This is a genomic window from Thermocrinis minervae (assembly GCF_900142435.1).
Taxonomy (GTDB): domain Bacteria; phylum Aquificota; class Aquificia; order Aquificales; family Aquificaceae; genus Thermocrinis_A; species Thermocrinis_A minervae.
In genome coordinates, this window is sequence record NZ_LT670846.1 from 507,605 (window position 1) to 521,981 (window position 14,377).

General features: G+C 42.7%; 13 protein-coding genes. 7 read left to right on the top strand and 6 right to left on the bottom strand.

Going from position 1 to position 14,377, the window contains the following annotated elements; translation table 11 throughout:
- Position 1 precedes the first annotated feature (1 nt).
- The 4 genes from B5444_RS02820 to B5444_RS02835 are packed head-to-tail and all read right to left on the bottom strand — an operon-like array spanning position 2 to position 3,714.
- Entirely contained in the window at positions 2-1,129 is a 1,128-nt protein-coding gene (locus tag B5444_RS02820; protein WP_172838421.1) for a tetratricopeptide repeat protein, read from the bottom strand.
- Positions 1,126-1,455: a ribosome silencing factor gene (gene rsfS, locus B5444_RS02825; protein WP_079653733.1), complete on the bottom strand. Its 330-nt coding sequence runs from the start codon at positions 1,453-1,455 to the stop codon at positions 1,126-1,128. Before rsfS ends, B5444_RS02820 begins: the two co-directional genes overlap by 4 nt.
- The gene (locus B5444_RS02830; RefSeq protein ID WP_079653734.1) at positions 1,455-2,369 is read right to left on the bottom strand and encodes an outer membrane protein assembly factor BamD; all 915 of its coding nucleotides are present in this window, start codon (positions 2,367-2,369) and stop codon (positions 1,455-1,457) included. The genes rsfS and B5444_RS02830 overlap by 1 nt, the downstream gene beginning before the upstream one ends.
- Complete coding sequence (locus B5444_RS02835) at positions 2,347-3,714, bottom strand: Rne/Rng family ribonuclease (RefSeq protein ID WP_079653735.1); 1,368 nt, start codon at positions 3,712-3,714, stop codon at positions 2,347-2,349. The genes B5444_RS02830 and B5444_RS02835 overlap by 23 nt, the downstream gene beginning before the upstream one ends.
- 708 nt (positions 3,715-4,422) lie before the next feature.
- Here B5444_RS02835 and B5444_RS02840 point away from each other — a divergent pair.
- From B5444_RS02840 to B5444_RS02855, 4 genes are all read left to right on the top strand, one after another.
- Entirely contained in the window at positions 4,423-4,863 is a 441-nt protein-coding gene (locus B5444_RS02840; protein WP_079653736.1) for a cytochrome c oxidase subunit II, read from the top strand.
- Positions 4,864-4,875: 12 nt separating this feature from the next.
- On the top strand, positions 4,876-6,612 hold the full coding sequence (locus B5444_RS02845) for a cbb3-type cytochrome c oxidase subunit I (RefSeq protein ID WP_079653737.1): 1,737 nt from the start codon (positions 4,876-4,878) through the stop codon (positions 6,610-6,612).
- Complete coding sequence (locus B5444_RS02850) at positions 6,609-7,295, top strand: SCO family protein (protein ID WP_079653738.1); 687 nt, start codon at positions 6,609-6,611, stop codon at positions 7,293-7,295. The genes B5444_RS02845 and B5444_RS02850 overlap by 4 nt, the downstream gene beginning before the upstream one ends.
- Before the next feature lie 96 nt (positions 7,296-7,391).
- Positions 7,392-8,624 (top strand): OmpP1/FadL family transporter, encoded by a 1,233-nt coding sequence (locus B5444_RS02855; RefSeq protein ID WP_079653739.1) that lies wholly within the window; start codon positions 7,392-7,394, stop codon positions 8,622-8,624.
- A gap of 38 nt (positions 8,625-8,662) precedes the next feature.
- Here the strand turns inward: B5444_RS02855 and B5444_RS02860 are convergent, their stop codons facing one another.
- A complete protein-coding gene (locus B5444_RS02860) occupies positions 8,663-9,493 on the bottom strand; it encodes a DMT family transporter (protein ID WP_079653740.1) in 831 nt (276 codons plus the stop codon).
- An 18-nt stretch (positions 9,494-9,511) separates the two neighbouring features.
- Between B5444_RS02860 and B5444_RS02865 the strand changes: the two genes are divergently transcribed.
- From B5444_RS02865 to B5444_RS02875, 3 genes are read left to right on the top strand one after another with little or no spacing between them, the layout of a single operon-like run.
- Positions 9,512-10,627, top strand: a complete 1,116-nt coding sequence (locus B5444_RS02865) for a pyridoxal-phosphate-dependent aminotransferase family protein (protein ID WP_079653741.1) — start codon at positions 9,512-9,514, stop codon at positions 10,625-10,627.
- Positions 10,621-11,256 carry a phosphoserine phosphatase PspA gene (gene pspA, locus B5444_RS02870; RefSeq protein ID WP_079653742.1) on the top strand — a complete coding sequence of 212 codons (636 nt, stop codon included), beginning with the start codon at positions 10,621-10,623 and terminating at the stop codon, positions 11,254-11,256. Before B5444_RS02865 ends, pspA begins: the two co-directional genes overlap by 7 nt.
- The gene (locus B5444_RS02875; protein ID WP_079653743.1) at positions 11,231-13,759 is read left to right on the top strand and encodes a tetratricopeptide repeat protein; all 2,529 of its coding nucleotides are present in this window, start codon (positions 11,231-11,233) and stop codon (positions 13,757-13,759) included. Before pspA ends, B5444_RS02875 begins: the two co-directional genes overlap by 26 nt.
- Here the strand turns inward: B5444_RS02875 and hpf are convergent.
- A complete protein-coding gene (hpf, locus tag B5444_RS02880) occupies positions 13,756-14,358 on the bottom strand; it encodes a ribosome hibernation-promoting factor, HPF/YfiA family (protein WP_079653744.1) in 603 nt (200 codons plus the stop codon). The two genes, B5444_RS02875 and hpf, sit on opposite strands and share 4 nt — an antisense overlap.
- Positions 14,359-14,377 lie beyond the last annotated feature (19 nt).

The window sequence follows — 14,377 nt, forward strand, 5'->3', positions numbered from 1 at the left end:
CCTATCCCCTCCTTGAATTTACTTTTCCCCATGTAAAACATCCATCGCACATGGGTACATAGAAATTATATTCCTTTCCACATATTGTACATACCCACATTTTGTTCAAGGCCTTTAGCTTATCCCTTAAAAGCTTTCCAACGGTACCACCTAGCTTGTAAGATGATATAAGCAGCTCAATGTTTTCACTGACAGAAGTCTGTAGATCTTCAAGCTTACTTACGAGGTTAAGCCTCATATAAAAAAGTGCTAGTACATCTTTGTTTATACTATCTTGTCTTTCTTCCACCATTGGTAATATTTCCCTTATCTCTTCACCTTTTTCGGAAAGGATTAAAAGTAGCTCGTTCTGTAGACCCTTTTCAAAAGCACCTTCAAGCTCCTTACGAACATCCTTTTGTTTACCTTTCTGCAGCAGGTAGTATATATACTCAGCTAACACAAAGAAAGATCCATATGTATCTCTTGCTCTTTCGAGTTGTTTTTCGTCCTTTGAGTTTATAAAAGTTAAGATTAAGAGCTCGGACAGTATCCTTTTGTTAATATCTTTCTCCCATCTCTCAGAAAGTTTTAATACAGACTCTTGGTAGTTTAGAGCTTCTTGATGTAATCCTTCTAGATAATGTGCATCCCTTAGAGTTTTTAGGGCTGTAAGATTTTTAGGGTCCTTTTGGAGGGCTATGAGGGAATACTCTTTTGCTTTTTGAGTATCCCTTTTTATGAGTGCATACTTTCCTACTAGTGCTTCGGAGAGCCCACTCTCTGATGAGATGTTTTCTTGCAAACCTTCGGAGCTTTCAAGTGCCTGTACGTAAAGAGCTTTAGCCTCATCGTATTTCCTTAGAGCTTTCCTTGCAATCTCTCCGGATCTGTAGGTGTACCCTCTGTAGAATTCTGCTAGACTTTTAAGGACTGTTTTGTAAGATCCTGTTAAAAAGCTGTGCTTTGTCATAAGAACTAAGCTTGTTAAGCCTATGCCTCCAAATAGCAGGATAAGTATGAGCAAGAACAGAGGGAGTTGATAAGTAGTTCCGAATATGTTGACGTTTACCAATTGTGTGTTTTGCATTACAAATATTGAGAAGAGGAAGATAACTACAAATAGGACTATGGTTTTTAACACCTTCATAGGCTTACCCTCGGAGCTGTAGCGTAAAGCCATTCTAAATCGTAGTATTTTCTAACATCTGGTAAAAATATATGCACCAAAACATCTATAAGGTCCAACAAGATCCACTCACCGCTTTCATATCCTTCCACATGATCCACGTATACATCTCTTTTCTGAAGCTCTTCACGGAGATAATCTGCTAAAGCCCTTGCATGTGTAGGTGAGTTAGCGGAAGCTATGACAAAGTAATCAGCTATGTTAGTAAGACTTGAAACATCCATAATCACTACATCCTCCGCCTTTTTATTCTCCAATAGTTCTTTTATAATCCTAAGCTTATCCATCAACCCTTTTTAATATACCTTTGGAGATCTTTGTAGTAATTATTCTCTCCAAAAACCTCTTTATACTTTTGAGCTTGTGCCAGACCTTCTTGATAGCTTTCTTGAGCTATGTTGCGCCACCTTTCTATCTCCTTAGACAGAAAATCTATTCTATTCTGAATGGCTTTCTTTTCTTCTTCTGTTCTTGCTTCTTTTAGGTGTTTTTGAGCTTGGTTTATCCAACCTCTATATTTTTCTTCCATCTTTTGGGCCTGCTTTCTCACCAGAAGAAGAGATTTTATGTACCTGTAGAGTAATTCTGCTTCTGAGAATTCATTGGGGTAGTTTATTAGGAGGTCTCTGTACCTCCTTGCCGCTGAATAGTAGTAACCGTAGTCTTCATAAAAACGTGCTATCAGATATTGATGTTTTGCTTCTCTCCCCTTTATACTTTCTATTATATCTGCTACCCTATCTGCATATGGACTATTGGGATACTTACTCAGGAAATCTCTTGCCTTTTCTAAAGCTTTCTGGGTATAGGTTTGATCCCTGTATGCGTCTGGTGCTACCTTTGCGTAACTGTCTATTAGCATGTAGTAAGCCTTTTCCGTTTCTGGTGAATCAGGATATTGGAAAATATAGTCTTCTAGGTAGACGACGGCGTTGATGTAATCCTTATCAAGGTAGTAGCTCTCGGCGAGTGCATACTTTAGATCCTTTATCTGCTGGGGTGTTAGTTGGTCTATGTACTTGAGGGCTTCCTTTAGCTTTTGGGTAGCTTTACTATAACTTCTGTTGGTGTATGCAGACATACCTTCTGAATAGAGTTCCTGGGCTAACTTAGCCCTTTTTTCCTCAGTCATCTTTGCGCAGGAAACCACCATCAGCAGAAGGAATATAAAAAACCACCTATGCTTTGTAATGTATCTCATAACTCCCGTACTCCATCTCTTCAGAACCGATTACTTCTATTTTACTCTCTAAACCAAGCTTTTTCAAAAGATTTTCTACAGTAGGCACGTATTCTGGCCTTACGTAAAGCTCTGCAGGTTTTGTTATCTTGGCTACGTCCTTCTCTATCTCGAAGGTTAGAAGCTCGTCGCTTTTCACTCTACCCCTACCTTTACAAACAGGACACTCTTCTGAAAGGATCCAGCAAATGTTCTCGTCTGTTTTCTTCCTTACCATTTCAAGCATACCTAGCTTGGTAAAACCGTATATCTGCACGTGGCATGACTCTTCCTTAAGGGCTGTTTGTAAGGCTTTTATAACCTCTTCTTTATGCTCTTGCTTTTGCATGTCTATAAAGTCTACTATGATTATACCGGCTATGTTTCTCAAGACTATCTGCTTTGCTATTTCATGGGCAGCTTCCAGATTTGTTTTGAGAGCATTCTCATCGCATGTGTTGCCAGATGGATCACCGCTGTTTACGTCTATCACCGTCAGGGCTTCTGTTTTGTCTATGACGATAAACCCTCCACTTTTGAGCCAAACCCTCCGGTTAAAGATCTTCCTAAGAGCATGATTAAGATCGTATCTGTTTATAATGATGTGTGAATCTTTGGTGTAAACTACCTTTTTTAGAAGTTCAGGATGAAAACTTTCCAAAAAGCTTACTATTTCGTTCCATACTACCGGGTTATCTACTATTATCTCTTCTATTTGATACCAATAATCTCTTATGATGGTAATGTACTTTGGAAATTCTTCCAGTATTAAACCTGGCTTTTTCATAATCTTAGATCTGTTCAATACATAATTCCACGTGGATCTTAGTGATTCTAAATCCTTTTTTATGTCCTCGTACTCGCAGAATTGGGCTGAAGTCCTAACTATGAATCCCTCTTTATCATGAACTAGTGGATTTAACATTTCTATAAGTTTAGACTTTTCCGCTTGATCTAACTTAGATGAACACTTTATTCCTTCACATAAGGGCATATAAACTAGGGCCTTACCCACTAACACAGGTTTGTTTGTTACCTTTGCTCCTTTCTCCTCTGTGGGTTCTCTTACCACCTGAACTATGACACTTTCTCCTACCCTAGGATACTCTTCTTTTTTTATGGGGAGGTATGCTTCTTTTCCTATACCAATATCTACGAAAACACCACCCATTCCCTTCACTATCCTTTTTACCTTTCCTTTGAATAGGCTTCCCACAAGCCTTTGTTTTTTCCTTTTATCAACTTCAAGTTTATAAAGCTCAAAGCCTTCTAGAAGAAAAGATAGACTTATATATTCACTGGATAGTACTATTAGCCTTTTACCCATCTAAGATATTTTAAAAAAACTCTTCAATGCTAATCGGTGTACTGACGAATTTTAGGTGCACATCCTGGATTTTTCTAAAACTTGACTTCCTCAGGGTTTTATAATCCTGAAAATTCTCTAGGAACCTTTTGAGATGTTCTTCTGAATCGAGAAAGAGTAAGTCTTTGTCCTCTCTTGTAACGGCATAGTTGCTCTATTCCTTTACAAACGCTCTATATACAGGATATTTGTAACCTTTTTTGAAAAAAAAGACGTACCTAAGGGCCACGCCTTTAAAGAGTAAGATGAGAGTGCTCAAAAAGCTGGCCATCTCTAAAAACTTTAGATACCATAGCGTTGGGTATACTGTTCAGTCAAAAGCGTAGTTACCCAGTTGAAGATATTTATACCAACAGATAGTGCATGCCTTACAGCTACGCTGCATCTCCTTTGTGAAGATTATTTCTCATACATGATTTTATGATTTAAAAATCTTTGAATATTCTTTAAATAATCTTTTAAATTTCCCTTGACAAACAAGAATGATTAGATTATCCTTATAAATAAGCTTGGCTTATAAAAGGTTAAACAAAATTTATAGGAGGTGTGCCATGCGAGAGGGTGACTTCTTCCCGAAAGGGGCAGTGGCCTTCTTTGTGTTAATGCTCCTCTTTTACGCCATTGTGTGGCTGTCAGTTTACTCCATTATGGTTTCAAGGGGGTGATACCATGGATAAGGCGGAAAAGGGGGCCCTTTTTACTGCTGTTGTTTTCTTGCTTACCTTCTTTGGGCTTTTGGTTTACGCAGCCAAGGGTATGAACATTGACGTGCCCACCTGTATAACAGATGTAAAGCCCTTTACAGAAGGTAAGGTTATAAAGCTTTCGGACAACAGGTATGAGATCCACTACCTTGCTTACATGTGGGGCTTTGATCCGGCAGATGTAGAGATACCGGCTGGGTCTACGGTGGATATATACCTCACCAGCAAAGACGTAATCCACGGCTTTCAGATTCAACCCAACACAAACGTAAACCTTATGGCCATTCCAGGTACCGTGTCGTACGCGAGGGTTAAGTTTGACAAGCCAGGCGTTTACCACATAGTCTGCCATGAGTACTGTGGTATAGGTCACCAAGATATGAGCACAAAGATAATAGTCAAATAAGGAGGTGAGGCCATGAAGCCGGATAGCAGTGTCAAACAAGTCATCATATATGAGATAGTTTTGGGTATAGCCCTTTTGGTGTTTGGTGTCTATCACGGACTTATGCAAGTTCTCTACAGGGCAGGCGTTATAAAGGACATGTCCTTCGCAAGCATTGAGTACTACCAAGGTCTTACCCTCCACGGCGTCATAAACGCCATAGTTTTCACAACACTGTTTATAGTGGCCTTTGGTAATGCAGTCTTCTGGTACCATCTTAAGAAGCCTCTGAGACCTGCAGTCCAATGGACTAGCTTTATCCTCATGTTTGTTGGTACCCTTATGGCCGCATGGGCTATGTTCACAGGAAGGGCAAACGTGCTCTACACCTTCTACCCACCACTCCTCGCCCATTGGACCTTCTACCTGGGTGCAGCATTGTTCCTTGTAGGTTCGATAGTACCTCTCCTTGATTGGATACCTAACTATCTCGCTTGGAAGAGGGAAAACCCCGACAAGAAGGTGCCACTTGCTGTCTTTGGTGTGCTTGTAAACCACATAATGTGGGTGATAATGCTAGTACCTGTGGTTATAGAGGTACTCTTCCAACTACTACCGCTGTCTTTGGGACTCGTGAGTGAGATAAACCCTTCCCTTGCAAGAACTCTCTTCTGGGCCTTTGGACACCCAGTGGTTTACTTCTGGCTACTGCCTGCTTACGTGATGCTCTACACGGTCCTTCCTAAGATAGTTACAGGTGATGGAAAGCTCTATTCAGACTCCGCGGCAAGGCTTGCCTTCATACTGTTCCTCATATTCTCCTTCCCAGTAGGACTCCATCACCAGTTTACAGAGCCAGGTGTGACAAACAACTACAAGCTTATACATGCCTTCTTTACCTTTGGCGTAGCTATCCCCAGCATGCTAACAGCCTTTACGGTTGCGGCATCCCTTGAGTATTCCATAAAGTCCAAGTATCCAGAGCTAAAGGACAGTCTATTCTACTGGTGGACAAAGATACCTTACATAAGCTTAGAGGGAGACAAGTGGCTTGTGTCCTACTTTATGGCAGGACTATTCCTCTTCTTTGTAGGTGGTATAACTGGTATAATCAACGCCTCATACAACATGAACCTTGTGGTTCATAACACCTCCTTTGTACCAGGTCACTTCCACACCACCGTAGGTGGTCTGGTCACGCTATCCTTCTTGGGTATGTCCCTGTACCTTGTTTCTAAGCTCACAGGTAAGGAGATAAGGTTTAAGGGGCTTGCCGTTTTGGCCCCCTGGCTATGGTGGCAAGGCATGCTCATCTTTGAGTACGCTATGTCTGTAGCCGGTTTACATGGTTTCCCAAGAAGGACCAACACGGGCATATCCTACCTAAACCCCGATTCTCCTCTCTACAGGCCTGAATGGGTAGGCTATGCAGAGCTGTCTGTATTTGCGGGAATTCTCATAGTATTGGGCTTTGTCTTCTTCGCCATATCCTTCTTCGGAACGCTTCTATCACCAAAGGTAAGGGAAGAAACTTTGGAGCTTCCTTCGGCTGAAGCCTATCATGATGAAAAGGTACCAGCTCTCAACAAGATCCTACCTTGGGCTGTATTCAGCTCTTTGTTGTTCCTCATATCCTACATACCACCTCTATACGATGTGACCAAGAGGGGTGTATTCTTTGACTCTCCAGGATACAACGACAAGAATCCTATGCCTGTAACTAAGCCACAGGGTAGCGCAGAGCAAAATAAGAAGGTTTCTCAAGAGTGAAGTTTCTACTGGGGCTCCTGCCCCTTTTCTTTTTTATAACTTTCTCTTTTTCTCAAAATTCAGGAACGGGTATTCCACCCGATGAATCAAAGACCTTAGGTAAACCGCTACCAAACGTAAGCCTAATCGACTCGGAAGGAAAAGTCTTTGAACTATACTCACTGAAAGGAAAACCGCTTATCATAAGCCCCATCTACACCAACTGCTCCTCTGCGTGTCCCATAATCACCAAATCTTTAAAAGAGGTACTTCCCTCTGTAGGTACAGTAGGTAAAGATTTCAACGTAATCTCCTTTAGCTTTGACTACACAGACACAGTTAAAGATCTCAGGAAGTTCAAAGAAAGGGAAGGTCTTCCAAAGGAGTGGATAGTTGCAACAGGCAAGACGCGCCAAGATCTTTTTGAGCTCGTAGATGCCATAGATTTTAGATTTATGAGCATACCAGAGACCAAAGACTTCGTACATCCAAACTTCATAGTGTTTGTATCTCCAGATATGAGGATAAAAAAGTATTTGTACGGAGTTACGTTCAAAGTACAGGATATAAAAGACTCGTTGTATTATGCTGTAGGACACGAAAGCTTATCTGAGAAATTAAGACCTTACATATTCTTTCTATCATTAGTAGGTTTTTCCATATCTCTTCTTTATATTATTCTAAAGCTGACGCGCAAGGTATAAGCTTACATTATATGTATATAAGAACATTTTAAACAGAAGTACAAAAGAATGGTTTAAAAATTAATTCCTGTAAAAATTTAAAGGGAGGTAACTCTGATGAAAAGAGGATTTCTCGTTGGAGTGCTTCTTGCAAGCGTGGGGCTTTCCTTTGCTACCAACGGAGACAACCTCATAGGCGTATCTCCAGCTTCAAGGGGTATGGGTGGAATAGGTGTAGGCATGCCCATAGGACCATCTGACACCATATTCAGAAACCCAGCCTGGATGACCAACTACAAAGGCTTCAACCTAAGCTTCGGTGGAATCCTCTTTATGCCTGAGGTAAAGGCTAAAGCTACGCTTTTTGGTACTAGTAGTCGAAAAGAAACCAGCCAAGCCAAGACCTTTGTAGTCCCAGAGGTGGGCATAGTCCACCAGATAAACGACAAGCTCTTCTTTGGAATAGGAGCCTTCGGCGTTTCTGGTATGGGTGTGGACTACAGGAACAAAGACCCTATGCTCTCTAACATGCATACAAGCCTCCAGTTCATGAGAGTCATTCCGGCCCTTGCCTACAAGGTAAACGATGCCCTGTCCATATCCGGTGCCCTGCACCTGGCCTACGGCTCTCTTGACATGGGAGCTAGGTTATGCGATCCTATTACTGGTAACTGCTGGAACGCTGGTGGTGGTCAGAGTCAGACCTACGGTATAGGCTTTCAGGTAGGTGTGGCTTACAATATGGGCAACTTCGTCTACGCCGGTCTGACCTATCAGAGTCCTGTGAGCATGACCTACAAAAGGGTGTTTGACTCTAATAATGATAGAATGTTCGAAGACCTTAAGCTCACACAACCTCAAGAGGTTGCCTTTGGTGTGGGTGTAAGACCTCTGGATAACTTCAAAGTAGGCCTTGACATAAGGTGGATAAACTGGTCAGATGCTAAGGGATACAAGGAATTCCAGTGGAAGGATCAGTGGGTGTTCGCTGTAGGTGGAGAGTACAAGCCCATACCCAAGCTGGCCCTTAGGGCAGGTTACAACTATGCAAAGTCTCCCATAAGGGGTGGAGTCAAGAACGTTGCAAATGCTAACAACATACCAAACCTTGCAGCACCTTTCTCTGACTTTCAGATTGCCTACTTTAACCTTGTAGGCTTCCCTGCTGTTACAGAGCACCACATAACCCTTGGTGTTGGCTACGAGTTTACCCCCAACTTCAGCGTGGACCTTGCTTACAAGCACGCCTTCAAAAAGACCGTCAGCGCTACAGGTAACGTTCCGGGCTTTAGCGTTGAAGGAAGCAACGCTCAGAACGCCATATCTGTTGGTCTAAACTGGAAGTTCTAAGACCTTGGGGGCTCTGCCCCCTGTACTTTTATAAGAAGCTAGAAGCCTAAATCTAGTGCTATAAGAACAGATCCCAGGAACATAAGAAGCGCGCCTTTTATCATGTTCTTTGCCTCTTCCTTTAAGAGAAACTTCGAATATATGAGTACCATAAGAAGCGATACCCTCTCAACGGATGCTACGTATGATGTGGGTATAAGCTCCAAAGAGTAGTTGTACAGAATATCTCCGAGAGCAAAAAAGACTCCCAAGGGTAAAAAACTTGGTTCTATCCTGGGATTTTTTAGGCTTCCCTTTGGAACAAACAGAAAGGTGGCTGCGCTCATGAGCAGCGTGTAGTACCAGGAAAAAAAGTAGGCATTAGTTTCTAGGATGGAAAGCTTTCCTATGACCACGTTAAAGCCGAAGAGGAGAGTAGACAGGAGCATGTAAAGTATCCCTCTGTTCAGGACAAATTCCTTAGGAGAAAAGTTGGTAAGTAACAAAGATCCAAGGACTAAAAGGCAGATACCCCAAAAGCCAAGAAGACTTATTCTTTCTTCTAGCAGTAGAAAGGAGAAAAAAGCTGAAAAGAAAGGCATGAAGGAATAAAAGGACATGGCAACCGAAAGTGGAGCGTACTTTATGGCTTTTACGAAGAGCACACTTGCTATCACTTCAGAAGGAAGCCACAGTAAGGTGTAGGTCAACAGCTTTAGGTTAAAGTCCCAGAAGTAGATACCCAAGGGGGTTAGGATCAGAGTAGCTATGGGGAACCTTATCCATAGTATGAGGTTTTCGTCATAACCTTTGTTTATGAGCCTTTTTGTAAAGTAGTCGTTGGTAGCCCAGAAAAAGGAGGATATGAAGGCCAAAAGAAGACCAATCATAGGGTAAAATAGTTTAGCATGGAAAGACTTTTCACTCCTGGTCCTGTAGAACTGCCGGAAAGGGTAAGAGGAGTCCTAGGAAGACAGATAATACACCACCGTACCGAAGAGTTCAAAAATGCCTTCCTTGAGGTAAGAGAACTCTTCAAGAGGCTGTTAGAAAGCCCTTCGGAGAACTTCGTCTTCTTCGCCAGCTCGGGTACTGGTGCTATGGAAGCTGCCATTCTCAACTTCTTCAAAGAAGGTGACAGGGTTCTGGTGGTAAACGGTGGTAAGTTTGGAGAAAGGTGGATGCTCCTTGCTAGACACTGGGGGCTCGAGGTGATAGAGTACAAGCTACCTTTGGGTAAGTCTGCAGATCCAGATAGGATAAGGGAAATGCTTAGAGAAAAACCTTGTAAAGGTGTACTCTTTCAGATCTCCGAAACCTCTACAGGAGCTTTCCACCCATATAAAGACATAGGTAAAGTGTGTAGAGAGTTTGACACCTTGTGTGTAGCTGATGCCATAACTGCCTTAGGTGTGTACCACATTAAGCCAGAAGAGGATAACATAGACGTCATAGTGGGAGGCTCTCAGAAAGCTCTGTTGCTCCCACCAGGTCTTTCTGTCATCTGGTTCTCCGAAAGGGCAAGACAGAACTTAACAGACAGAGCTTTCTACTTTAGCGTAAGCAAGGAGCTAAAAAAACAGGTAGAAGGTCAGACAGCCTGGACTCCCGCCATAAGCCTTATACTTGCCCTAAAAGAATCCCTTTCCATGCTTCTGGAAGAAACTATGCCGAAGGTAGAGAAAAGGCATAGGCTTATATCTGAGGGAACACTTCAAGCTGTGAGGGTCATGGGTCTTGAACCTTTCGCTGAAAACCCAGCCATATCCGTGTCAGCCATATCATCAGATCAATCGGAGAAGATAAGGAAGGAACTTTTAAAGCTGGGTATAAGGGTAGCTGGAGGACAGGAGGAGTTGAAGGGTAAGATATTCCGTATATCACACATGGGAGTGGACCCAAAGGATGCCCTTATGCTCATAGGCGTGCTTGAAGTGGTGCTCAAAAAGCTAGGTTTTCCGGTAGAGCTCGGTTCGGGAGTTAAAGCCTTTTCACAGAGGCTCCTTGAAGGTGGTCTATGGTAAGGCTATACATAGTTAGACACGCAGAAAGCGAGTGGAATCCCATATGTAGATACCAAGGCCTTTTAGATCCTGATCTTTCTCCTAGGGGTGAAAAACAGGCAGAACTCCTCGGAAAAGAGTTCTCCCACATAAATATAGATGCTATCTACTCATCACCTCTCAGGAGGACCCTAAAGACTGCAAAAGCCATAGCTAAAAACCATAACATTGAGGTTATAGAAGACAAAAGGATTATAGAGATAGACCACGGGCTGTGGTCAGGGTTACTACAGGAAGAAGTAAAAGAAAGATTCGGAGAGGACTTTAAGCTCTGGCTTGAAGAACCTCATAAAGTGAAGTTTCCTGAAGGAGAAAGTCTAGAGGATGTAAGACAGAGAGTAGAAAGCTTTTTAGAGGACGTAAAAAGAAAACATTGGGATCAAAGTATCGTTGTAGTTTCTCATACAGTACCTATAAGGGTCATGTACTGTATCCTCCTGGGTGTTCCTCTTTCCGTATTCTGGAGCTTTGGTTGCGATAATGCTAGTTACTCGGTGGTGCATATGGAAGAAAGGAGAAACGTTATAATGAAGCTCAACATGACATGTCACCTAGGAGAGTTCTATGTGGAAGCGCATAAAGGTCTTTAGTTTTGTGCTTTTAGTGCTAGTGGCCTTTGCTCAGGTTAAAAAGGAGTTTGACGTTGAAGTAGAGCTTGTAGGAAAGGTCAGCGTAGAAAAACCAAGACTAGAACCACCGGAAAAGCTGTCGTTGCCAAAGCCGCAACCCGTTGACCTAAGCTACATGTTACTGGAACCTCCTAAGACCTTTGAAGAAGCTAAGGTCCTACCTGTAAAGAAGGAAAGCGGTGTAAGCTGTGGTGAGCCTAAGGATGCTCTAGCCTATAGGCTAGGAGTTGATTACTACCTACAGGGTAAGTACTCGCCTGCTAAGGAGGAGCTTTCAAAGGTAGTATCAATGCCTTCAGCCTTTAAACCTATGGCTGAGTATGTGCTTGGCCTTATATACTACAAGGAGGGAAACCTTGAAAGAGCAAAGGACCTATTTGCATCTTCTTGTAAGTACTCCAGCATCTATCAGAAGGCTTCATGTGAATCTTACTACGCCCTTAGCTTTACTCTAGGTCAGGGTGTACCAGAAAACGATGACCCTCTTTGGGGTGCGGTCTACAGCATACAGAAGGGTTCTGTGAAAAGCCCAAACTGTGAGGGAGTGATTTTTAGCAGATACTGCATCTACGTTCAGAACTTTTACCAAGGTCAAACAGACCCAGAGTACTTCCACAGTACTAACCTAAGGAGAGCTATAGTTTTCTACAACGCAGGGCTCTATGACCAAGCTGAGGAGATCTTTAAAGAGTACGCAAAGCCTTCGGCTCCTTACAGAAGGGTAGCCATCTTTTATATGGGTTTGATAGAGGCTAAAAGAGGAAAACAGGATAAGGTAGTATACTACGGAAGCATACTTGACAGCATAGACCCTCAGCTTGCCAAGCTTTACTACTCTCAGGTGTACTCTCAGAACCCACTCCTGTCCCGTGTAGCCTACACTTTTACAGGAGATAAGCTTTTCTTAGAGAAGGCAGGTGTAGAAGCCTACAACTCTGGAGATTATCCGGTGGCACTTGTAAACTTCTTGGATGCTGGGAATGTAAAGTATGCTGTCTACTCTCTTATACGTATGGGCAACTATGAAAAAGCGTACGAGCTTTTGGTAAAGAAGAAAGATAAAGATCGTGAGGACTATGTGTGGCTTCTGGAAAGTGCCTACTGGTCCGATAAGGATTTAGAAGGGCCGATATCAGAAGTGTCTGGAATTTATCCAGAGCTTGCCAAAGAATACACGGGTTGGAAGCTCTTCAGAGAGAGGAAGTGGTTTGAGGCTGCTCAGTACCTTGACGACCCATACTACAAAGCTGTATGCTTTTACAACGCTAGGGATTACAGAAGGGTGATCGAGACGCTTTCAACGAGTTTTGGTAAGCATGCTCTGATCTTAAAGGCAAAAGCTTATCTTATGCTCTCTGAACCTCAGGAAGTTGTGAAGATGCTCAAGGATGATGCAGATGAGCAGTCTTACCTTCTTGGGCTTTCGTACTTTCTTATGGGAGACTATGAAAAAGCTGTAGAACATTTTGAGAAAGTAGAGGATAGACTAAAGTCTAAAGCTCTTCTCAAATCTGCAGATGCCTTTTACAACCTTGGTAATAAAGAGAAGGCTCTGGAGTATTACCAAAGGGTTCTAAAAGAGTTCCCAGACTCCCAAGAGGCGCAGAATGCCACACTGTCCATCGTAGAGTTGGGTGGTGAGGGTATTATAAAGGGACAGCAGATGGTAAAGCTTATAGAGAACTACCTTAAGCAAAACCCGAATAGTCCTATAAAGGATGAACTAAAATACCAACTTGCCCAAGCTTACATAAGCAATGGTGAAGTTACAAAAGCAAAAGCCATACTTCAAGATCTCATAAAAACACCTTTGGTATACAAGGCACTACTTAAGCTGGCAGACCTTGAAGAGGACAGGACTAAAAAAGCTGTCTTCCTGTACAAAGTCTACAAGGAAGCGAAAGGAGAAGAAAGAGAAAAAGCTAGGAAGGAACTTATCAACATCTTCGCTCAAGTGGGAGACAAGGAAGGGATGGCCGATCTACTTTCAGAGGGTCCACCAGAAGATAAAGTAAAGGCCATAGACATGTACATATCGTTGGGTAAGTTGGACAAAGCCAAACAGCTTGCTAAACATCTCATGGATTCCAAATACAGAAGTGAGGGCTTTGAAAACACCCTCTTTGAGCTGTACAAGGCAACACAAGACAGGACCTACCTTGAATACCTGAAAAGTAGCCCAAATAAGGCTACTGTAACCCAGGCTCTTTACCTTTCTGGTTTAGACTACGAAAGACAGAAGGACCTGAAGCGTGCTCTCGAAGATTTTGTTGATGTAGTAGTAAACTTTCCAGAATCTGAAGTCTACAACTCTGCTGTATTGGAGGCTGCTAAGATTCTGATAAAGCTAAATGCAAAAAAAGATGCAAGCTGTATACTACAACGGTTCAACGAAGAGAAAGCAAAGGATGAAGAAAGGAAGGCCAGGCAGATACTTTTAAATGGCCTGCCCCCGTGTCGTTAGAGACTTTTACACTTGGTATTTATCACGCCGAAGTTCCCACCCCTTTTCCTGTAGATTATCTTCAGCGTCCCAGTCTTAGAGTCCACAAAGGGCATAAAGTAAGCCCCTGTAGTATTGAGTTCAAGGATAGCATCTTCCACACTCATAGGCTTTTCTACGATGAGCTCCTCTTCTACTACTAGCGGTCTTTCTCTTTCCTCAGAGGGTAAAACCTCTGCCATATGCATCTCTTCCTTTATCTTGGCACCCCGTCTTTTGGCTTCGTGTCTCCTTTGCTTGAGCTTTATTATCTGCCTTTCCAACTCATCCAGGACCTTATCAAGGGCTGAAAAAACGTCTGTGTCTTCTTCCCAAGCATGGAGTGCACCCCCACCCCACGTCTTTAGGTACATGTCTATGTCTACCCTGTATATGGTAGGCCTGCTTTCCCCAGCGAAATCTTTCTGCTTTGCCCTTGAAGTAGAGAGCGTTACAACCACCTCTACTTGGTCTTCGTCGGCCTCTTTCAGTAACCTTGAGAACTTTTGGAGCTTACCTTCTACGAAGCTTTTCATAGCTTCTGTCCACTCAACTGACTTTCCCACAAATTCTATGTTCATACCCTCTTAAAACCTCTCT